Genomic DNA, 22,562 nt, shown 5'->3' with positions numbered 1-22,562 from the left:
TCTTCTGACGGAAACCCCGGCAGCTCCGATGATGATGTCGTAGACGCTGAGTTTACGGAAAAGAAATAAGCTGTTAAGCTTCGTTAGTATTCAAAGACTGCAGGATTTTCCTGCAGCCTTTTTTCAAGAGAAAGAGAGACAGTCTTTCAAGTCGAAAAACAGCGCGCACACGCTGGCTGTCGCTTTTTCTTACAAATGCAGAGGATTTGAAAGCGAATCGTCTGCGGCAGGCACAATGAATCGCGGACGATGCACACGCCCGTTAAAATCAGACTGCAAACCAGAACGAAACCAAAATCGCAGACCGAAGGGAAGAACACGCCGTATTCTGGCTGCGACAGAAAGAGGGGAAGTATATGGCAGGTGAAAAAAAGGACCTGTATGACATTCTTGAAGTTTCCCGCACCGCCACGCAGGAAGAAATCAAGAAAAGCTACCGTCGTCTAGCCAAGAAATACCATCCGGATATTTACAAAGGAGACGACGCCGAAGAACGCTTCAAGGAAATCAACGCGGCTTATGAAGTGCTCAGCGATGAACAGAAACGAGCAGCATACGACCGCTACGGAACGACCGACGGAAATCCGTTTGACAGCTTCAGCTCCTTTGCGGGAGCCGGCGGCGATCCGATTTCCGAAATGCTTCGTCAGATGTTCGGCGGCGGAGCCGCCTCTGGATATAGCGGCTACAGCAGCGGAAGCCGCGCAAAACCGCGCCCGCAGAAAGGCGAAGACTTCGTCCGCAACATCGACATCAGCTTCATGGACGCCATCCATGGCGCGACGATCGAAGTGCCGATTGAATACGAAGCGCCATGCGAACACTGCCATGGAACCGGTGCGGAAAACGGCAAGATGAAAACGTGCCCGGGCTGCAACGGGACAGGCCGGCGCGTGGAAGTGGTCGACACATTCTTTGGACGCATGCAGCAGGAAACCGGATGCAGCACCTGCCAGGGCACTGGACAGATTCCAGAAGAAAACTGTCATGAATGCCACGGCAACGGCTACGAATACCGCAAGATTCGTCTGAACGTCAAGATTCCAAAAGGCATCAAGACCGGAACGCAGGTCCGCATCCCCGAAAAAGGCGGACGCGGCTATAATGGCGGCCCCAACGGCGACCTGTATCTGAACGTCAGCGTTCTGCCTGATCCGACGTTCAAGCGCGTCGGTGATGATATTTACACCACCATTAAAATCGATGCACTTGACGCCATTCTCGGCTGCACCCGCAAGGTGCCGACCGTCAACGGCGAGGAAGATCTCACCATTCAGGCCGGGACGCAGCCCGATCAGCGCTACCGCATGAAAGGCAAGGGCGTGGAAACTGACCGGCACACCGGCGATCAGCTCGTTACCGTTCAGATCGAAATCCCGCGCCGTCTCAGCGAGCACGACCGTCAGCTCTACGAGGAAATCCGCGGTTCCAAATCCGAACCGAAACCCTTTGAGAAGATCAAGGATTTCTTCAGCGGAAAGAATCAGGATTAATTCAAAGCTCTGCACATTCGCACAAATCGAAACGGTCGCAGACCATAATTTCCCTTTGAAAAAAGGAACGCCAGCCGTCCCTGCCTGCCTCGTGCCGGTGTGGACGGCTTTTGGCTTTGGCGTTTCAGGCTACAGAAAAAAAGAATCTGGCGTGCGGGGAATCATGGTCAAATGAGAGTGCCTTTTGCGCGAAATAATCAAAAATAAAAGAGGACAGAAACATCAATGCAAAGTGTCCAGAAAAGCCGATGGCTTTTGGAAAGGACGGACTATGGCGGATAATAAAAGACTGTATGACATTCTGGGTGTCTCCCCGGATGCCTCAGATAAGGAAATTAAAAAGGCCTATCGCAAACTGGCGATGAAATACCATCCGGACGTCAATAAGGATCCGGATGCCGAAGAACGATTCAAGGAAATTAACCTGGCGCATGAGACGCTTTCCAAACCGGAACGGCGTGCGCTTTATGATAAATACGGCGAAGCGGCCCTCGATCCAAACTTCAATGAGGACGTTTACAACGCCTACGCCGGCAACGGCTTTGGACCAGGCGGCGGCGGAGGCTTCAGTTTTGAAGATCTCTTCCGGCAGGCCGGCGGTTCTTCTTCCGGCGGATTTGGCGGCGGTCAGGGCGGCTACAGCTCCTTTGGCGGCGATTTCTCCGATCTGTTTGGCGGCGCGTTTGGCGGATTTGGCGGCGGCGGCCGGCAAAGAGAATATCCGGCAAAAGGCGAAGACCGTCATGGATCGATTACGGTCGATTTCATGGATTCGATTCGCGGTACCACTTCAAGCATTACGTTCAATGTGACCGAGCCGGATGTATCGGGCAATTATACGACCCATCCGATTACGCTCGATGTTAAGATTCCTGCCGGCATTCGAGACGGCCAGAAGATTCGTATTCCGGGCAAAGGCGAACCGGGCATTTACGGCGGTGCGCCAGGCGATCTCTATCTGGAAGTCAAAGTTCGTCCGGACAAAACGTTCAGCCGGAACGGCAACGATATCGAAGTCGAAGTGGCTGTCGATGCCATCGCGGCTGCGCTCGGTACGCAGGTCGATGTACCGACCCTTGACGGCTCGGTAACGATGAAAGTGCCTGCCGGCATTCAGTCGGGTCAGAAGCTTCGTCTGCGCGGCAAAGGCGTCAAGACAGGATCGGGTACGGGTGATGAACACGTCAAAATCAAAATCACCGTTCCAAAAGATCTCACCGATGCCGAACGCGAACTGCTCGAAAAATTCCAGCAGCTGCGCGGCTAAACGAAATTCGGGCTTTATCCCTTTTCGATTTCTATTGCATTTTCCTTCATTTCTTCAGTTTTCTCTGCAAAAAAGGCGTCCAGTTCGGGCGTCTTTTTTAACAGGTCAATTCGGCATCCTCTTTCGGGGCTCTTCTGAAAACCGTTCGGGGCCTCCCGTTTTTTGCCTGTCCGAAAAAAATCCGGCACAGGGGCAAATGCAAAAGAAGCGCAGAGAAATCCAATCAGCGAAAAGAATGCAGCGGGAAAGAAGATGTCTGATATGGTGAAGATACAGCCGGCGCACAAAAGGAGAAGAAGACCATGGCCAATGAAAACGAACTGATTCTTGCCGATATTTTCGATCAGCCGATCGGAACGGGCGAAAAGGAAGCTGTCCACCAGAAAGGACTGCTGCACCGGGCCTTTTCGGTTTTCGTCTGTCATGACGGAAAAATGTTAGTGCATCGAAGAAATCCGAACAAATACCATTCCGGAGGCCTGTGGACCAACGCCTGCTGCTCCCATCCGCGTGCCGGAAAAACACTGGAACAGTCCGTGGAAGAGCGCCTTCAGGAAGAACTCGGCGTTTCCTTTCCGGTAGAAGAACTGTTTCATTTTGTGTATCGCAGCGTGTTTGAAAACGGACGGATCGAATATGAATTCGATCATGTATTTATCGCGGACTATGCCGGAGACTTCGCTCCCGATCCAGAGGAAATTGCCGAGTTGAAGTGGATCGATTTTGAAGAACTGAAAGAAGACCTGACGCACCATCCCGAACGCTATTCGGTCTGGTTTCAGATTGCGGCGCCACGGGTTCTGGAAATGCAGAAAAATCCAGAAGGAGCCAAAGAAGAAACCGGCCATCCAGGGTGCAAAAAGGAAACGGCTGAAAAATGACTTTGTCGGCTAAAAAAGAAGCCAAAGAATGCAGGAACGCTATAATAACCAAAACGAGGTAAAAGAATGAACGAAAATAAGGAACCGGCACAGACACCTGTCGAAAAAGAGCCGGAAAACGAAGCAACAGAAACCGTTGAAGTTACGATTGTAGAAGACCCGCAGACCGGAACGATCGAAGGGGAAAGCGTCGATCATTCGCAGACACTGGCGGAAATCGATCAGCTCGATCAGGCGATTGCCAAGGACATGAAGCTGTATAAAGCCTCCCTCTGGGCGGTCGGCATTCTCGTCGGCCTGTATCTGCTTTGCCTGTTCGTATTCAAGACCGGCGTACTCATCGTCTGCATTCTCATGATTATCGCGGCGGTCATGAATACCCGCTATTCCCGACGCGTACAGAAAGCCGCCGCCAAACGCGCCAAACTCAAAAAGTCTCTGGAAAATCCGCAGCCTGCACAGAGCACAGCCGATGGAAACGGACTGGAAATCGGTACGGACCGCAGCGATGAAGCCATCGTGACTGATGTAAAATCGCTGAACGAACTGCCAAAGGAATACACCGTTCTCGACCACGTGAAACTCGGGGATACGGATGTGGAAAACATTGTCGTTTCGCCATACGGCATCGCCGTCGTCGGTGAAGAAAGCGTTCGCCCGCAAATTGAAGCCATTCTGGCCGAAGCCAATGCGGACAGCCCGATTTTCTTCTATTCCGCCGATCTTCCCGTAAACGATCTGGCTGGAAAGATCCAGATGGAAAAAATCGTCGTATTAAGCGAGCAGCAGATCATGTCGGTTCTTCAGAAACTGCTTGGCCTGCGCTAGAGCGAAAAACAAAAAACTAAAAACACACGATAAAAACACGAAAGCGGCTTTGTCCAGATTCTCCCAAACCGATCAGGGGGACAGACAAAGCCGCTTTTTTGAATAGACGAAAAGTACGGAAAAGACGACACGAAAAAAAGCCGCAGCCCCGAGCAGATGCGGCTTGTAAATCTGGAAAACAGGAATGTTTCTGCGATTCAGACGCCTGCAGCGTTTGACTTAGAATCTGCGCTGCCGTTTTTACGGGCAGCTTTATACGCTGGATAGAGGGCACTGCCGCAAAGCAGAGCGGCGACAAGCAGAAGCAGAATACGGAACGCGTTGTCCCATCCAAAGATGGCCGACCAGCCATAGGCGAAAAACAGGAAGACGAGAACGGCGGCGCAAAGTCCGATCCACAGCATCGTCTTTTTTGCCTGAAGCTGGATGTAAAACGCCCAGGCCAGCCAGGCATACAGAACGATCATGCAGAGCGCTTCGCCAAGATGGAGCCATACAGCCGAAACGTTTACGGCATCAATGACCGACTGGGCGCTCATCAGCGCGTTGAGCGAATCGAAGCCGCTGAAAATAGCGCCTTCCATCACGCCGTACGTCAGTCCAAACAACAGCGCGAAGCTTTGCGGGCCGCCCTTTTTCAGAAGGTGACGATCGTACAGAAGGAACACCGCGCAAAGGTAGACCGCCTGCAAAACGGTATAGAGCATGGCGACCGCAGCCGGCGATTTCGTCAGCTCGATAAACCAGCTTTGCGAAGCGAAGAGCATCGGCATGATCAGCCGAAACAGAATCAGGTAGAGCACCTGGTATAAGGCGCCATACACCATTGGACGCCATGCGTTTTCGTGGGTGTAGCCGTAGACGCAAAGCACGATTAACGGGATGAGCAGAAGAACCAGGCAGGAAACGAGTAAAGTGAATGCAGTCATGGAAATCCCCAATCTTCGGCCGGATCTTTCTTGTCCAGTTTTTGAAAACTGTCTCGCGGCCGCAGTATTCTGCCCGTAGTATACCTGCGGGCAGAAGCGCAAAAAGACAAAGCTGACCGAAAGAAGTGCCTCTGTCCGGCAGATCCTTTTGGAAAAATCGAAATCGGATACAATGGACAGAGCCGCTTTTTAAACAGCCGGTCGAAAGGGGATTGTATCATGAGCGAAGAGGCAAAAGGGAAAACGGAATCGAATGCGCGCGGCCGTCTGTGGGCCGGTGCGCTGCTTTGCTGCGGACTGTGGGGTCTTGCCCCGGCCCTCATTAAAATGGGCTATCAGACGCTGCATATTGAAACGACAGGAACCATCGTTCTGTTTGCGGGTGCCCGCTTTTTTCTGGCGGGGCTGCTCGTCCTCGCGTTTTATTCGATGCAAAATCGCTCCCTGCCAAAACTTCGAAAAGAAGCCCTCGGACCGATTTGTGTTCTCGCTCTGTTTCAGACGTTTGGCCAGTACTTCTTTTATTACATGGGAGCCGCTCACGCGTCCGGCATGATGGTTTCGGTTCTTTCCGGCATGAGCGCTCTGCTGGCGCTGTTGTTTTCCGCCCTCGTCTTTCGTCTGGAAAAGATGACCTGGATGAAAGCGGCGGGATGCATTGTCGGCTTTCTGGGCATTCTGCTCATGAACCTTTCACCTTCCGGCTTTCAGTTTTCCCTGCAGGGCGAAGGCATGATTTTTCTTTCGCAGGTTTCAAGTGCCCTCTCGGCGGTCTTCATTCAAATCTTCTCCCGGAAAAATTCGCCCGTTGTGCTTTCGGGCTGTCAGTTCGTTCTGGGCGGTTCGGCTCTGATGGCACTGGGCCTTTGTCTGCCGGATCATGGCGTGAGCTGGAATGCGCAGGGCCTGCTCATTCTTCTGATTCTGGCGCTCGTCTCCGCTGGCGCCTACAGTCTGTGGGGCGTCCTGCTCTCACGCTATCTGGTCTCTTCGGTCAGCGTCTTTGGCTGCACGATAGGTCTGTTTGGCGTGCTGTTTTCGGCGCTGATTTTAAAAGAGAGTCTCAGCGCAAGGCTGATTCTGGCCGCTCTGGTCACCAGCTTTGGCATTTACATGGTCAATGCCCGTCTGCCGCAGAAGAAGAAGCGATAATAAAATCGATACGAGAAGCGACGCGAGAAGCAATACAAGAAGCAATACAGGAAGCACAACGAGAATCGAAACGTGAAGCCATGCGAAAAACTGCGTACGAAAAAGCGGCAGGTGCCTGTTTTCTGGAGAGTCTCACAAACCGATTTTTCTGCGCCCGGCTTTTAGGAATGTTTTTGGGAATATAAGAAAAGCGCAAAGATACCATAAAGATAAAAGATACCGTAATGATAAATGATATAAGAAAGACGGGACGGGCCTCTTACGGTGTAAAAAGAGAAAAACTATATAAAAACTATATATAAAACTATATATAAAAGGATATATAAGAACTACAGATCCGTAACGAATCCAAAAGCGCAGAGCGCAGGGCTGCGAACTGCGGCTTCAGGCAGAAAGGAGAATCTTTATGCATTGGAATCTTCATAAACCAGACGCAAATCCAAAAAGAAAGGCGAAAGCGGGCCAATCGAGCCGGCTTTCATTTTCGCGCTTTGTCCATCGAAGCGTTTCTCTTCTGATCTGCCTGATGCTTACGGCGACGATGACTGCCGGCTGTGCGAAAGAAAAAAAGCCGGTGCGCATCGGGATGACTGACAGCATTTCCACCCGTCTGGTCGGCTGGATGGTCGCGGCCATGGCGGAACACGAAGGCATCGAATGCATCATGGAAGAAGTGCCCGGCGGCATTTCCAACCTGCAGCCGCCATTAGAGAGCGACAAGCTGCAGATCGGCGTCGAGCTGGCGCAGTCGGCCTGGAAATCCGTGCTCAATGAGCGCGGCGTGTATACGATTCAGGATCTGAGCACGCTGGAACAGGCGTACGACAAGCGCGGTCTCGACTGGTTCGCCCTCGATAACGCCGACGATAAATACACGATCGCCATTTCCAAATCGCTGGCTAAAGAGAAAAACATCCAGACGCTCAGCAATCTGGCCAAATACAGCGACAGCCTCGTTCTTGGCGCGCCGACGCAGTATTTCCAGGATGCCGACGGCTATCCCTGGCTGAATGCGCAGTACGGCATTTCCTTCAAGACGGCCGTCAATCTGCCGACCGATCTGACCGCGGACGCTCTGCGAAAAGGCAAAGTCGACGCGATCCCGATTCATACCCTCGACGGTCTTTTGCGCAAGGATGAACTGTACGTTCTTGAAGACGATCTCAACAGCTGCCCGCAGTCGCAGCTTGGCGTGGTCATCACACAGTCCGCGCTCGAACAGTATCCAGAGCTTTCCGAAATCTGTCAGAAGCTCAGCCGCGAGCTGACCGGCGAAAAGCTGACCTTTTACGGCCGTCTGGCGGTGTATGGTCTGGCCAGTGAAGAAGAGGCGGCGCTGCAGTTTCTGAAAGCCAGAGATCTGATCGTTGAAGATCCCGCCGCAGTGGAAAGCGTTTCCTAATCTTCAATCCAGCCAGAGTAATTCAGAAATCCGTTTCAAAAAATTTTTTCTGACGCAAACTATTTCAGGAAAATGTCAAAAGGAACAGTAAGCATTTACGGACAAATCAGCAGGCGTTCGCGCCTGCTTTTTTACTGAGCCTTGGTAAGTACTAATTTTTTGTAATTGTGTGTAAAAAACGGTACACTTTCCTGCGTGCAAAAATAAAAAAGGTTTGGTTCCGACACAGTGGTAACCCCTTACCCTTTTGTTCGGGCAATCGGTTGTTCGGTCATTACAGGCGAATTGAAAGATTTGCCTACCTATAATCAAAGTGTTGAACAAAGTTTGTGACGAATACGGTAAAAATATCGGATCAGGACTGTATTTGCTGCACACTTAAGGAGGACATTTCATGAAAAACTGGCAGAAATTTGCTGCTGCTGCGCTTGCAGGCTCCATGCTCCTGGCTGGATGCGGCGACGGCGGAGAAACTGCTGATGCTTCCAAAGCTTCTGGCGACGGATCCAAAGGTTCCGTGTATTATCTGAACTTCAAACCAGAAGCAGACAAAGCCTGGCAGGAACTCGCTAAGAAGTATACTGACGAAACGGGTGTAGACGTAAAAGTAGTTACTGCAGCCAGCGGCAACTACGAAACAACCTTGATGTCGGAAATGGGCAAGAGCGGCGCTCCAACGCTGTTCCAGGTCAATGGTCCAGTCGGCCTGAAAAACTGGGAAGACTATGCATACAACCTGTATGACACTCCAGTATTCGATCAGCTGACCAGCGACAGCTACGCTCTGTACATCGGCGACAAAGCAGACAACGATGTAGCTGCGATCGCCTATGCGATTGAATCCTACGGCATTATCGTCAACACTGAACTGCTCGAAAAGGCAGGCCACTCCGTTGACGAAATCACAAGCTTCGAAACTCTGAAAAACGTTGCAGACGATATCCAGTCCCGCAAGGACGAACTCGGATTCTCCGCCTTCTCCTCTGCAGGCATGGACGGATCTTCCGACTGGCGTTTCAAAACGCACCTGGCCAACATGCCGATCTACTTCGAATACAAAGATGACGGCGTAACGGACAAGGACGAACTGAAGGGCACTTATCTCGATAATTACCGCGATATCTTCGATCTGTACATCACAGATTCCACAACCGAAGGAAAAGACCTCGCTTCCAAGACGATGGACGATTCCGAACGTGAATTTCTGAACGGCGAAGCCGTATTCTTCCAGAACGGTTCCTGGGAATACACAAACCTGATTGACGGCGGCATGACTGACGATCAGCTGACGATGATCCCAATTTATATCGGTGCCGGCGACGAAGCCAACCAGGGCCTGTCCACAGGTACGGAAAACTACTGGGTAGTCAACAAGGAAGCTTCCGCTGACGATATCCAGGCTACGCTCGACTTCATGAACTGGCTGGTTACTACTGACGAAGGAACCACATTCATGGCGGACGATCTTGGCCTGACGATCCCGTTCAAGGATGCAAAACCAAGCCCGAACATCTTCGTTCAGGAAGACATTAAGCTGACGGAAGAAGGCAAGACACCAGTATCCTGGAACTTCACAACCATGCCTTCCGAAGAATGGAAGAACACTCTGGGTTCTGCTCTGACCGCTTACGCAGCAGATCCAACCGATGCCAACTGGGAGAAGGTAAAAGAAGCCTTCACTGTTGACTGGAAAAACGAAAAAGAACTTGCCAAATAGCCGCTGATCCGGATTGGCGATTCAGCAGTGCCTGAAGACCTCTTGCACAGGCTTCAGGAAAATCCAGGTGCCTGCTGATCCGGGCACCTGAGCAGCGCAGCCGGAAAACCTGTTTTTACCGTCTGCGCTGTTTTTGCTTTCTGTTCACCCTGTTCAAAAAGAGCAGCGTGCTTCAGAAAATAAAATTATTGAAATACCCGCTTCTCTCTGGCCTGTTTCGCTCGAAACGGGACGCAGAAGAAGCTGTGCATAAAACAAAATCAACAAAATTAAAAAGAAACGCTTTGCTTTTCTGTCGGATCCATCCGCTCCCTGAACGCTTCTCATTCTCATTCCGCTTAGCCGGGATAAGGAGAAGGCAGGGAAGGATGGTTTCCGTACAGGAAACGAATTCTGTCCTTTTATGGCAAGCGTTTGAAACGTTTACATAGAGGACTTGCAGTAAAGAATAGGAGCAGCTTATGGAAAAAGCGTTAAAGAAATACGGCTGGATCTTCGTGCTGCCTACCCTGATCGCATTTACGATTGGATTTATCGTCCCCTTCTTTGAAGGTCTCTATTTTTCCTTCTGTAAATTCACGACCGTAGGCAATGCGAAATTCATCGGTTTTGGCAACTACGTCAGCGCCCTGACGGACGCCCAGTTCCTTCGCTCTGCCGGATTTACCATCGCCGTGACGGTGGTCAACATCCTCGCCATCAACATTCTCGCCTTCGCTCTGGCTATGGCACTGACCCAGAAGCTTAAAGGTACGAACTTCTTCCGTACCGTCTTCTTCATGCCAAACCTGATCGGCGGTATCGTTCTTGGCTACATCTGGCAGGTTCTGATCAACGGTGTCCTCTCCATCGCGGGTCAGCCTTTGCTGAAACTGAACGGCACAGCCGGCTACTGGGGCATCATCATCCTGATGTGCTGGCAGCAGATCGGCTACATGATGATCATTTACATCGCCGGACTGCAGAACGTCCCCGATGACCTCGTCGAAGCCGCCAGGATTGACGGCGCGACCGACTGGCAGATTCTCTGGAAAGTCAAAATTCCGATGATGATGCCGTCCATTACGATCTGTGTCTTCCTGACACTGACCAACTCGCTGAAACTGTTCGACCAGAACCTGGCTCTGACCAACGGCGATCCAAACCATTTAACCGAAATGCTCGCGCTGAACATTTACCGCACCTTCTACGGCCGTTCCGGCCCGCAGTGGAAAGGTATCGGCCAGGCTAAGTCGGTTATCTTCTCGATTGCTGTTATTCTGATCGGCTTCTGGCAGCTGAAAGCCACAAGAAGCAAGGAGGTACAGGCATGAGTGACGCAAAACGTAAAAGTTCCGCAAAAGAGGTCTGCCTCTTTATTCTCATGGTCGTACTGGCCGTTCTGTGGATTTACCCGGTTTTCATGATTCTCGTCAACTCTCTGAAAGTGGAGAGTGCCATTACGACAAGCAGCGTCTTTGACCTGCCGAACGCCGCGCAGTTTGCGGGCTTCGCCAACTATTCCGAAGCAATCAATTCGCAGGGATTCCTCGTTTCGCTTGGCTATTCCACGCTGATTACCATCACCTCGGTTCTCGCAATTATTATCTGCTGTTCGATGTGTGCCTGGTATATCACCCGCGTTCATACCAAGTTCAACAACTTCCTGTACTACCTGTTCGTATTCTCGATGGTTGTACCGTTTCAGATGGTTATGTTCACCCTTTCGCAGACGGCGGACATGCTCAAACTGAACAACCCGTTCAACATCTGGGTCATCTATCTTGGCTTTGGTGCCGGTCTGGCGGTCTTCATGTTCGCCGGCTTCGTAAAATCCATTCCGGTGGAAATTGAAGAAGCGGCCATGATCGACGGCTGTACCCCGCTCCAGACGTTCTTCAAAGTCGTTATGCCGATTCTGAAACCGACGATGGTTTCCGTTACGATTCTGCAGGCGATGTGGATCTGGAACGACTACCTTCTGCCGACTCTGGTTCTGGATATCACGAAATACAAAACCATCCCGATGCTGATTCAGTACTTCCGCGGAAGCTACGGAAAAGTATCGATGGGTCCGATGATGGCCTCCATCATCATGACGATCATCCCGATTATCATCGTTTACATCCTTGGTCAGAAACACATCATCAAGGGTGTAGCCGCCGGTGCCGTCAAAGGCTAAAGCGACCGTCAAAGATCTCGCCCGTCTTTCCGGCTGGTCTTTAGGCACAGTCTCCCGGGTGCTCAACCGCGCTCCGGGCGTCAGTGAAAAGGCCGTCGCGGATGTAGAAAGAGCGATTGCCGCCAGCGGCTTTGTTCGCAATGACCGGGCTTCGGCCCTGCGCCGCAAGGAAAAATCCGGCGTTCTCATTCTGGTGCACAGCCAGCCGTTCCCGTATTATCAGACGCTCGCTGAGCGTGTGAAAAGCCGGCTGGAAGGCCATAAGGAAATGGAACGCAAGCCCCTGACTCTGATGGAGCTTTCCGCACAGGCAGGGGAAGATGAAATTCTTACGCGCATCGAGCAGACCAGCTGCGAATTGGTCATTGTGATCGGTGCCTCTCGACAGATGCTGATGCATATTCATGGCCGGATTAAAATTCCGGCCATTTATTTCAGCGGGGATCTTTCCTCTCTGGACGCCAGCAGAACCGCCTGCTTCTTTTTGCCGATTACCGAAATCGCCCAGCAGTGCACGGAGCTTCTTTTCGAAAACGGATGCCGCAGGATCGGCATTTTGTACGCCGACCGCGAAAATTCGATCGAAAGCGCGGATTTCATTCTCGGTGTGCAGTACGCCTTCTATTCACGGAATCAGGTCTTTTCCCTGCAAAAGCAGGGCGTCTGCTGCACGTGTTCGAAAAATGCGGGCTATGCCGGCCTGAAAGAACTCGTCTGGCAGATGCCGGATCTGGACGGCCTGCTCGTTTTTGAAGAAAACATGGCGCTTGGCGCGCTTCGCGCCGCGCAGGATCTTGGCTATGTTCCAGGAGAAAAGCTGAAGGTGATCACCCTGGCGCAGAGCGATCTTTGCGACTATGCCTGTCCAAGGCTTAGCGCGGCAAGACGGGATCTGGAGACGGAGGCGGGACAGCTTTCAAAAACGGCATTGAAAATGTTAGGATTTTTCCGGACCGACAGAGACTGCCATATTCCCGTCTCCTGGAGCATGTCCTTTGCGCCAAGCTGTCCAAAGCCGGGCGCAGACGGGATCCCGGTTTTTCCAAATGAAGATTCTGTTCCTCCGGAAAACGCTCAAAAAGACGAATCGAAGACAGACCAGTCTGAGAATGACGAATCTCAGAAAGATCAATCGGAAAAAGAAGAATACGCGGGATCGTGACGAAACGCTTTTGGAAAGGCTCCAGGAAAAGCTTCAGACCTATTGATACAATCCCAGAAATCCCCCTCTGAACGGGGATGGGACAGTCTTTGAAACGGAATGGAATAGAGCTTATACAAGCTTTAGAAAGAGTGAACTATGCGAAAAAATGGAATCCTTCTTCACATTTCCAGTCTTCCTTCTCCTTATGGAATCGGAACGCTGGGCAAAGAAGCCTATGACTTCGTCGATTTCCTGAAACGCAGCGGACAGTCCGTCTGGCAGGTACTCCCCCTGTGCCCGACCGGCTACGGCGATTCTCCCTACGCTTCCTACTCGACGTTTGCGGGCAACCCCTATTTCATCGATCTGGATCTGCTCGCTAAAGACGGCCTGCTCAATGAAGAAGACTACAAATATATCGACTGGGGCGAAAAAGCCGATCAGGTCGATTTTGGAAAGATGTACAACAACCGTTATCCGGTTCTGGCCAAAGCGGTCAATCGCTTCCTGGAAAATCCGGATGCCGAGTATGAGACGTTCTGCAAGAAGAACGCCCACTGGCTCGATGACTACGCGCTGTTCATGGCGTTAAAAGATGCCAACGAAGGCAAGGCGTGGCTCGACTGGGACGAAGAACATCGTCTTTACGATGCGAAAAAGACTGCGAAATGGGCGCAGGAAAACAAGGATCGCATGGACTACTACAAAGTCATGCAGTATCTGTTTTTCAAGCAGTGGGACGCGCTGCGCGCCTATGCGAACGAAAACGGGGTAGAAATTCTCGGCGACCTGCCGATTTATGTCGCGCTCGATTCCGTAGACGCCTGGAGCCATCCGGAACTGTTCCTGCTCGACAAGGACGGCCGTCCAAGCGCCGTTGCCGGCTGCCCGCCTGACGGATTTTCCGCGGACGGCCAGCTCTGGGGCAACCCGCTCTACGACTGGGACTACCATAAGAAAACCGGCTACGACTGGTGGATTCGCCGGATCGATCATCTGACCAAAGTCTTTGATATTCTGCGCATCGACCACTTCCGCGGCTTTGATTCGTTCTATGCCATTCCTTACGGCGCCAAAACTGCCAAGAAAGGCGAATGGCTCAAAGGGCCGGGCATCGATCTGTTCAAGGTCATGGAAAAGAAAATCGGCAAGCGCAACATCGTTGCCGAAGACCTGGGCTTCCTTACAGACTCCGTTAAGGAAATGCTGGCAGAATCCGGTTTCCCGGGCATGAAGATTCTCGAGTTCGCGTTTGATTCCCGCGACGACTCCGGATCGGAATACCTGCCGTACAATTATCCGAAAAACTCCATTGCCTATGCGGGAACGCACGACAATGAAACGATCCAGGGCTGGTTCCATTCGATTTCGCCGGAAGACAAAAAGTACGCCTGTGATTTCATGGATGCCTACAACCCGGATGAATACAACTGGGAAATGATGCGCACCGTCATCGCTTCGCCAAGCGATACCTCCATTCTGCAGGCGCAGGATCTGCTCAACCTTGACTCTTCCGCGCGCATGAACACCCCGGGCAAGCCTTCCGGCAACTGGACCTGGCGTCTGACACCGGGCTGGCTGACTGACGATATCGAAGGCGCCCTGACCTGGCTGACCAAACTGTACGGCCGTGCGCCAAAGCCGAAAAAAGAAGAAGCCGAAACAACGGAAAGCAGCGAAACCTCTGCTGAAGCCGAACAGGCCTTCGCTTAAACCGATCGAAATTCTGTCCATAGCCGAAAAAAAGGATGAAAAATTCTTGGAAAATTCATCTGGAAGGAACGGTAAAAAAGGCAGGAAATTACGGACAGACCGTTTGCGCTGGCTTATCGAAAAAGCGGGATTGGTCAAGAAATAAGCTTTATCGCATTTGATTTTTATCCAAAAAAGATAACTTCCGGACAGCTCCTGCGGGCTTTCGTCCGGAATTTTTTTAATTTTCAGAAAATTTTCAGCGGTTCGCAGGCACTGTTGTGTTGTCTGAATTTCAAGAACATGAAAGAATAGGATAGATTGAATATGTTCAGCCCAAGAAGGGCATGGAGAAAAGAATGAACGATACAGTTTCGATGATTCTCGGCCTGCTGACTGGCGTAGCTCTCTTTCTGTTTGGAATGAGTTCCATGTCGGACGGCCTGAAGAAGGTTGCCGGTAACAAAATGGAAATGATCCTCTACCGGCTGACGAACTCCCCCCTGAAAGGTTTTCTGCTCGGAACAGCAGTAACCTGCGTGATTCAGTCTTCATCCGCTGCGACCGTGATGGTCATTGGCTTTGTCAATTCCGGAATGATGAAGGTCACACAGGCGATCGGCGTAATCCTTGGCGCCAACATTGGCACCAGTATTACCGGATGGATCGTCTGCATGTCCTTTCTCGACGGAGCCGGATGGGCTTCCTACTTTTCCTCGACAACAATTACCGCCGTCATGGCGATTGCAGGCATGCTCCTGCAGATGTTTTCCAAAAAAGACACGACGAAATCTTTCGGCAACATTCTGCTCGGCTTTGCGGTTCTCATGACCGGCATGAGCATGATGTCCGGTGCGGTTGCGCCTTTGAAAACCGACCCGACGTTCATCAATGCGATGGCCACGCTCAATAACCCCATGATCGCCCTGCTGTTCGGTATCCTGGCTGCTGCGGTTCTGCAGTCGTCCTCGGCTGCCGTCGGCGTTGTGCAGTCGTTAAGCGTTACCGGCGCGCTGACGTTCCAGTCGACGTTCCCGCTCGTAATGGGCATCGGCATCGGCGCGTCCTGTCCTGTACTTCTGGCTGCCGTAGGCGCCAACAAGGACGGTGTCCGAACCTCGCTGGTTTATCTATTGACCGCGGTGCTTTCGACGCTGCTCGCCTCCGTTGTGTACTATCCGCTTGAAGCGGCCGGCATTCTGAACATGGCTTCAGATGTCATGAACCCGTTCTCGATCGCGGCGACGAATACGATTTTCCGCGCGCTGACGATGACGGCGATGCTGCCGTTTGTAAAGCAGATTAAGAAGCTCGTCTTCCTGATCGTGCCGGCAGATCCTGCGGACGAAGAAGATCTCGGCGACTTCGACAAACTGGAAGGCCGTCTTCTCGCCAACCCGGATCTCGCGTACCAGGCCGCCATGGATGTCATGGAAGGCATGGGCCGCAAGGCACGCAAAAACGTGCTGCGTGCAGTAACGCTGATCAATGACTATACGCCCGAGGGCTACCGCAAGGTTTCCGACCTCGAGCAGACACTGAATAAATACGAAGAAAAACTCGGCAAGTATCTTGTTAAACTGACGGCTACCGGCGTTACGTATCGCGAATCGCAGAACATTTCGAAGTCGCTGCAGGCCATTGCGGACTTTGAAGCGATCGGCGACTACGCCCTGTCCATTGCGGACATCACCAAGAGCATGAAGGAAAAGAAACAGAAATTTTCCATGCCCGCGCTCGATGAACTGAACGTCATCGCAGCGGCTGCAGAAGAAGCGGTAACGATTACGGTGGACAACTTCATGTCCAGCAACGTGGATGAGATCAAGCGCGTCTTCGCCCTTTCTCAGCTCGTTTCGCTTTCCGCTTCGCAGATTAAAAAACGCCACATCAGCCGACTGAAAGCCGGCACCTGCTCGATGGAAGCAGGCTTCCTGCAGGCGGACATTATTTCGGATTTCCAGCGCATCGTAGACCATTGCGCGGCGATCGCTCTGGACGTGGTCAAGGAAGCGGAAAAGGACTTCTCGGTACACCGTTACCTGCGTGCCTACACCACCGAAATGCGTCCGGATTATCAGGAAATGCTTCGTCAGTACGAAACAAAGTACTCGATCTAGTTCGCAAAATCGGCGGTACGTTTTGCAAAGTTCCTGTCTTTCTCTGCAGGCAGGATTGCATTTCCAATTCGCTTGAACCGCTCCTATGGCATTTGTTTTCCAAATTTAGAAAAAGCAGAACGCCCGATCTTTCCCTTATTCTGGAACCGATCGGGCGTTCTTTGTTTTGAGATACGGCAGATCGATGAACGCCTACGGATGCCGATGGATGTGGTGGCAAAGCTGTCTGTTCGCAGGACAGGCGGAATATGCGAGCAATGAGCCGGCTGTATACGGCTGTATGGGCAGAACGTTCAAACTGTCCGCATACAAACCGTCCTGCGCGCTAAGCTGACCTTTGCGTGATGCAAATCCAGAACCTTAAGCTTCATACAGACAAAAAATAAAAGGCCTCTGTTCGCGCAGGAATCGCGCCCTGACAGAGGCCTGTCGTGCAATGGGAAAAGGATCGGGCAGCCGCTTATTTTTGCTTCTTGCTGCGGCGTGCGTTTCGCCATTCTTCTTTCTGCTTGAGGATTTCCTGTTCCTGACGACGGGAAATCATGTACTTTTCCTTTTTGCCGGAAAGTTCATACTGCTTGCCGTAGGCGGGAAGTTCCTTGATGGAAGAATAGGGGATTTCTTCGGTTTTGTAGAAGATGCCCTGGCGATAGAAAACCATACGTCCGGCGTTCCAGCGGGAAACCGCCTTGCCGGCACAGAAAATGGCGATGCCGATAAAGCAGAGCGTTTCGGGCGCGAACTGCGTCGAGCCGGCCAGGGTGGACGCCTGCGTAGCGAAGGAGAGGGAAACGAAGGCCAGAATGATGTCGATCCAGATCCAGCCCTGATCGAATGTGGCCAGAACGGAACCTTCGTGAAGCTTTCGAAACTGCTTCTGTGCTGTCATCGAATCCCGAAGCGACACGACATTTTTGTAAAGGAAATAGACGGCCAGAATGCACAGGGCGAAGCCGAGAAACCAGATTGCGTAAAAGGCCATATGTACAGCTCCTTTCAGAACGCTTGACAACTATTTTACCATTTTCCCTGCTGCTAAATAAACTGTCTGTTCGCGAATAAACTGAAAACGCTTTGAAAAAGGAAGTATCTCTTTTTGATTCGTCTAAAATGCTTTTCAACGGTCGGGTTTGTATCATACAGGCAGGAGGTAATTCAAGACCTATGGACATTGATTTGAACCAAACTCTCGAGAATATTGCAGAGTTCTATTATGGAAAACGTCTGAAAGACTGCACAGACCGCGAACTTTACTACATTCTCCTGGATCTGACAAAAGATCTTTTAAAAGGCGTTGAAGAAATCAAGGGCGATCGCCGTCTTTATTACATTTCAGCAGAGTTCCTCATTGGGAAGCTTCTTTCCAATAACCTTCTTAACCTGGGCCTGTATGCCGAGGTACGGGACATCCTGAAAAAGAATGGAAAATCTCTTGCAGCAGTAGAAGAATACGAACCAGAACCTTCGCTGGGCAACGGCGGTCTCGGCCGTCTGGCTGCGTGCTTCCTGGATTCTATCGCAACCCTCGAACTGCCAGGCGACGGTGTCGGCCTGAATTATCATCTGGGCCTGTTCCACCAGGCTTTTGAAGACTACAAGCAGAAAGAATATCCGGATCCATGGCTGAGCGACAATTCCTGGCTTACGGATACGGGCAAGTACTTCCCGGTACAGTTCGGCGATTTCAGCGTAGATGCGCATCTGTATTCCATTGATGTGTGCGGCTACACGAAAAAGAAAAACCCCCTTATGCTGTTTGATCTCGACACGGTAGACGAAAGCATCGTACAAAGCGGCATCAGCTTTGATAAAGACGATATCCGCAAAAACCTGACCCTGTTCCTTTACCCGGATGACAGCGACGACGCAGGCCGTCTGCTTCGCGTTTACCAGCAGTATTTCCTCGTCAGCGCCGGTGCGCAGATGATTATCGAGGACATGAAGGCTGCCGGCTATCCTTTACAGGAAATCTCCAGGCATGCCGTCATTCAGATCAACGATACCCATCCTTCCATGGTTATCCCGGAACTGATCCGTCTGCTCATGGAAAACGGTCTGACGCTCGATGAAGCCATCGAACAGACCGAACAGACCTGCGCCTACACCAACCACACCATTCTGGCGGAAGCGCTGGAAAATGGCCGATGGGATTCCTCGAACAGGTAGCGCCGCAGCTGCTGCCGATTATCGAAGAACTTGACAAGCGCGCCAAAGAACGTTCGGACAACCCGAAAACTGCGATTATCGACGAAAACGGCGTCGTTCACATGGCAAACATGGATATCCATTTCTCCAAGTCGACCAACGGCGTAGCCAAAATCCACACAGACATTCTGAAAGATACCGAACTTCATGATTTTTATGAACTCTATCCGGAAAAGTTCAACAACAAGACAAACGGCATCACCTTCCGCCGCTGGCTCCAGGCGTGCAACCCGCAGCTGACCGACTGGATTATTTCCAAGATCGGAACCGGCTTTTTGAAAAACGCCGATGAGCTGGCGAAACTTCTCCCGTTTGTGAAACAGCCCCAAGCGCTGAAGCAGCTGGCTGCGATCAAGCAGGAAAAGAAGGAAGAGCTCGCGGTATTCCTCAAAAACCGTCAGGGCATCGAACTCGATACCCATTCCATCTTTGATATTCAGGTAAAGCGTCTCCATGAATACAAGCGCCAGCAGATGAACCTGCTTTCGGCCATTCACCTGTATCAGGAGATCAGGAACGGCTACAAGCCGGAACAGAAAGTCACCATTATTTTCGGTGCCAAGGCCGCCCCGGCTTACATTCTGGCCAAGGATATTATTCATGCCATTCTCGTCTTCTCGCAGATTGTCGACAACGATCCGGAAGTTTCGAAATATATGCAGGTTGTCATGGTGGAAAACTATGATGTCACCTGTGCCGAAAAACTGATTCCGGCTGCGGATATTTCCGAACAGATTTCGCTGGCTTCCAAGGAAGCGTCCGGTACCAGCAATATGAAATTCATGCTGAACGGCGCGGTAACCCTCGGAACCGATGACGGCGCCAACGTCGAAATTCACGACCTCGTCGGCGACGACAACATCTTCATTTTCGGAACAAAGAGTGAAGACGTCATCGAAAGCTACGCAAAAGGGGACTACCATCCGCAGGCCGTGCTCGAAGCAGAACCTGAGGTCAACGACATTGTGAACTTCCTGGTCGGCGAAGAAATGATGGCTCTGGGCGATCCGGAATGCCTGCATCGTCTGCACCATGACATGACGACTAAGGACTGGTTCATGGCTCTGCGCGATCTGGAAGCCTACATGGCTGAGCGCAAGAAAGCGTATGCGGCTTACGCCGACAAGGATAAATGGTATGCCATGGCGCTCACCAACATCGCAATGGCCGGCTACTTCTCCAGCGACCGCACCATCGAACAGTACAACAAGGATATCTGGAAACTGAAATAAGATATCCCCATCCGGCAATAGAAATCCGAAACAGAAATACGCAGTGCGCAGGGCCGTCGGCTTCTGCGCATTGTTCGTTTTGCCCGTAAACCTTACGATTCTGCTTCAAATTGCAAAAACAGGATTTTTTTACACCCGTAGATCCGGGAAGAGGAAAAATATAGAATCAGCCAGCGACCCGCTTCGCGTCGGGCGTACGCAAAAATGACCGGGGAGTTTCTTTGCGTACCAATCCGGCTGCACGGTTCCTGGACAAAGTTGTCCGCTTTTTATGAAGCGCTCTTTCAGGGCGCGCAGGACTTGTTTTACCCCCACTCAGGATTCACCCGAGCATCCGCAAAGGGATCCGAAAACAATTTACGTATTCGAAATACCATCCAAAAATAAAAAGGAGAATGAACGGGCAGATATGAACCGACCTAGAATCAAAATTCCTTCTTTGATTCCCGTAGAAATCGAAGAGGAACCCAGAGAAACCGATTCTGTTTTTGCGCCTGAAACCGCCCTCGAAACAGAATCTGCAGCCCCTGCACAGGCTTCTCTCATCACGACCAATTCCCCGCAAAACGATCATTCGCCCGCTAACCTGGAAGCGGGACAGGAAAAGGCTCTGTCCAGTACGGAGTCCCTTTCTCATGCCGAATTAACGGCCGCTATCCCTGAAGATCTGCAGCCGGCATCCGCCGATGCAGACGCGCCCAAAGCGCCGGAAAAGAGCGCGCAGAGCGTGCAGCCTGCCAGTGCGCCACAAGCAGCTAAATCCGAATCTGTCAGCACGGCACAATCGAAAGAATCGAGCGCACCGGCAATGAAAGCCGCAGAAACAAAGCCTTCTTTCCAGCCTGCAGCCCCTGCGCCAAAACAGCCGCTGAAACCGGAACAGGTTCTCGAAAAACTGGTGATCGATCCGATCGTCATGAAGCTCAATCCGCTTGACGATCCAACCGAGATTCCGCCGGCCATTTATGATCTGGCGGTCCAGATTACCGACAACTGGGATCTTCTCGAACCTGTGTTCGATGCGCTTCGCACATCCCTTATCAGCAAGGATTATTCCTTTTCCGTCACTGCAAGAAACGGTGTGGAACGAAAGAAACTGGTGTCCATGCTTTCCGGCATGGCGGGGCTGATGGCCGGCGTAGCCGAAACCGGCAAAAATGGCGTATCCGTTTCCGGACGCCTGATCCCAACACAGCGAGGCATAAAATTTGTGAGCGGAAGTTTCCTTGAAATGGCGTGCTACCAGAAAGTCAGAAAAATCGTGGAACGTCTGGCAGCGCAGGAAAAAGTCAGCTGGGGCGTGTATCCCAACGTCGTTGTAACCGACAAGCAGAATGGACTTGCGGTCAATGAATTCGACATGGTCATTGTCTTCGACGAAGACCTTTACGTTGTTGAGGTGAAGAGCGGCCATCAGTTCTCGGATTATGACAAGTACATGGCCGTCATTAAGAACTACTCTCTGGAAGACCATTTCCTGCTGATCGGAAACAGCCTGACGAAAAACCAGGCGGAGTATGTCCGCTACTTCTGCGGCTATGCGGTCTGCACTTTGCAGCCCAATTTCCTTTACGACACGCTCGCCACGCTTCTCAAAAGCGGTCTGAAAGCCTCCCGGGAAGCGGCAGCACGTGAAGAAGAGGCCAGACAAGCGCGCCAGGCAGAGTTTGAAGCCCAGCGCAAGGCGGCTATCGAGAAATCCAAAGCCGAAAGTGCCATGCGTAAAGCCAAAGCGCAGGAAGCCGCCCGTCTCGAACGGGAACGTCTGGGAAAAGAACGCCAGGAAGCCCAGCGCCGCGAGAAGGAACGTCTCGAACGAGAACGCCAGAAAGCGGAATGCCGTGAGAAAGAGCGCCTGGAAAAGGAACGCCTTGCCTTAGAGCGCATGGAAGAAGATCGTCTGGAAAAAGAGCGTGCCAAAAAGGCGGAAGAAGAAGCCAAAGCGAACAAATCCGCAGCCAAACGGGACGACGCTTCCCAGACCCCTGCCAGTCAGACGGCCAAATCGGCCTCTGAGGCAAGCCAGAACGCGGAAGCAGCCAAACCTGCAGCAGAATCCGCAGACGTGTTGAATCTCACTGTCGCCAAACCGGCACAAACCGCGACTGCCAAATCCGTTTTAAAAACGGCGGAAAAAGAGCCGAAAGCGGAGCCGGTAAAGACACCCAAACCAGCAGAAACTCCAGAAGCTCCTGAAGTCCCAGTAAACCCAGAAACTGGAGCCGAAGAAAAAGCTGAACGGCCGGAACCCGCAAACAGTGAAAAAGCGGAAGAAACCGTCGAAACTGCTGAGCCATCCAATGCGGAGAATTCCAGCGAACCTGTTATGGAAGCTGAAC

General features: G+C 51.7%; 15 protein-coding genes and 1 pseudogene. 14 read left to right on the top strand and 2 right to left on the bottom strand.

From position 1 onward, the window contains the following. Nucleotides 1-356: 356 nt before the first annotated feature. The 4 genes from dnaJ to ACLUYS_RS04180 all read left to right on the top strand — a co-directional run bounded on the left by dnaJ (nt 357) and on the right by ACLUYS_RS04180 (nt 4,469). Nucleotides 357-1,493, top strand: coding sequence for a molecular chaperone DnaJ (dnaJ, locus tag ACLUYS_RS04195; protein WP_412659198.1), 1,137 nt, complete (start codon nt 357-359; stop codon nt 1,491-1,493). 271 nt (nt 1,494-1,764) lie between these two features. Continuing rightward, the gene (locus tag ACLUYS_RS04190) at nt 1,765-2,760 is read left to right on the top strand and encodes a DnaJ C-terminal domain-containing protein (protein WP_412659197.1); all 996 of its coding nucleotides are present in this window, start codon (nt 1,765-1,767) and stop codon (nt 2,758-2,760) included. Between the two features lie 302 nt (nt 2,761-3,062). After that, nucleotides 3,063-3,641 (top strand): isopentenyl-diphosphate Delta-isomerase, encoded by a 579-nt coding sequence (gene idi / locus ACLUYS_RS04185; protein WP_412659195.1) that lies wholly within the window; start codon nt 3,063-3,065, stop codon nt 3,639-3,641. A gap of 66 nt (nt 3,642-3,707) precedes the next feature. Next, nucleotides 3,708-4,469, top strand: a complete 762-nt coding sequence (locus tag ACLUYS_RS04180; RefSeq protein WP_412659193.1) for a hypothetical protein — start codon at nt 3,708-3,710, stop codon at nt 4,467-4,469. Between the two features lie 197 nt (nt 4,470-4,666). Here ACLUYS_RS04180 and ACLUYS_RS04175 read toward each other — a convergent pair whose 3' ends face one another. Then, nucleotides 4,667-5,398 (bottom strand): hypothetical protein, encoded by a 732-nt coding sequence (locus tag ACLUYS_RS04175; protein ID WP_412659191.1) that lies wholly within the window; start codon nt 5,396-5,398, stop codon nt 4,667-4,669. 219 nt (nt 5,399-5,617) lie between these two features. Here ACLUYS_RS04175 and ACLUYS_RS04170 point away from each other — a divergent pair, with 219 nt between their 5' ends. The 8 genes from ACLUYS_RS04170 to ACLUYS_RS04135 all read left to right on the top strand — a co-directional run bounded on the left by ACLUYS_RS04170 (nt 5,618) and on the right by ACLUYS_RS04135 (nt 16,786). After that, nucleotides 5,618-6,550: a DMT family transporter gene (locus tag ACLUYS_RS04170; protein WP_230266515.1), complete on the top strand. Its 933-nt coding sequence runs from the start codon at nt 5,618-5,620 to the stop codon at nt 6,548-6,550. 406 nt (nt 6,551-6,956) lie between these two features. Next, nucleotides 6,957-7,952 (top strand): glycine betaine ABC transporter substrate-binding protein, encoded by a 996-nt coding sequence (locus ACLUYS_RS04165; protein WP_412659189.1) that lies wholly within the window; start codon nt 6,957-6,959, stop codon nt 7,950-7,952. Between the two features lie 394 nt (nt 7,953-8,346). Further along, nucleotides 8,347-9,669, top strand: coding sequence for an ABC transporter substrate-binding protein (locus tag ACLUYS_RS04160; RefSeq protein WP_230266517.1), 1,323 nt, complete (start codon nt 8,347-8,349; stop codon nt 9,667-9,669). A gap of 461 nt (nt 9,670-10,130) precedes the next feature. Next, nucleotides 10,131-10,982, top strand: a complete 852-nt coding sequence (locus ACLUYS_RS04155) for a carbohydrate ABC transporter permease (RefSeq protein WP_412659186.1) — start codon at nt 10,131-10,133, stop codon at nt 10,980-10,982. Then, a complete protein-coding gene (locus ACLUYS_RS04150) occupies nt 10,979-11,830 on the top strand; it encodes a carbohydrate ABC transporter permease (protein ID WP_230266519.1) in 852 nt (283 codons plus the stop codon). Before ACLUYS_RS04155 ends, ACLUYS_RS04150 begins: the two co-directional genes overlap by 4 nt. Next, nucleotides 11,814-12,992, top strand: coding sequence for a LacI family DNA-binding transcriptional regulator (locus ACLUYS_RS04145; protein WP_412659185.1), 1,179 nt, complete (start codon nt 11,814-11,816; stop codon nt 12,990-12,992). The genes ACLUYS_RS04150 and ACLUYS_RS04145 overlap by 17 nt, the downstream gene beginning before the upstream one ends. Before the next feature lie 138 nt (nt 12,993-13,130). Continuing rightward, entirely contained in the window at nt 13,131-14,687 is a 1,557-nt protein-coding gene (gene malQ / locus ACLUYS_RS04140; protein ID WP_230266521.1) for a 4-alpha-glucanotransferase, read from the top strand. A gap of 338 nt (nt 14,688-15,025) precedes the next feature. After that, nucleotides 15,026-16,786 (top strand): Na/Pi cotransporter family protein, encoded by a 1,761-nt coding sequence (locus ACLUYS_RS04135; RefSeq protein ID WP_230266522.1) that lies wholly within the window; start codon nt 15,026-15,028, stop codon nt 16,784-16,786. A gap of 460 nt (nt 16,787-17,246) precedes the next feature. On the opposite strand, the gene ACLUYS_RS04130 is transcribed toward ACLUYS_RS04135, so the two are convergent. Then, nucleotides 17,247-17,768 carry a hypothetical protein gene (locus ACLUYS_RS04130; RefSeq protein ID WP_230266523.1) on the bottom strand — a complete coding sequence of 174 codons (522 nt, stop codon included), beginning with the start codon at nt 17,766-17,768 and terminating at the stop codon, nt 17,247-17,249. Between the two features lie 128 nt (nt 17,769-17,896). Here ACLUYS_RS04130 and ACLUYS_RS04125 point away from each other — a divergent pair. After that, nucleotides 17,897-20,223, top strand: a pseudogene (locus tag ACLUYS_RS04125) (glycogen/starch/alpha-glucan phosphorylase). A gap of 409 nt (nt 20,224-20,632) precedes the next feature. Beyond that, a partial coding sequence (locus tag ACLUYS_RS04120) for a hypothetical protein (protein WP_412659183.1) occupies nt 20,633-22,562 on the top strand: 1,930 nt, incomplete at its 3' end.

Source organism: Allobaculum sp., assembly GCF_047010065.1.
In the GTDB taxonomy this organism is placed as follows: domain Bacteria; phylum Bacillota_I; class Bacilli_A; order Erysipelotrichales; family Erysipelotrichaceae; genus Allobaculum; species Allobaculum fili.
Note: the sequence above shows the minus strand (reverse complement) of the source record. Positions and strands in the feature narration are given on the sequence as shown.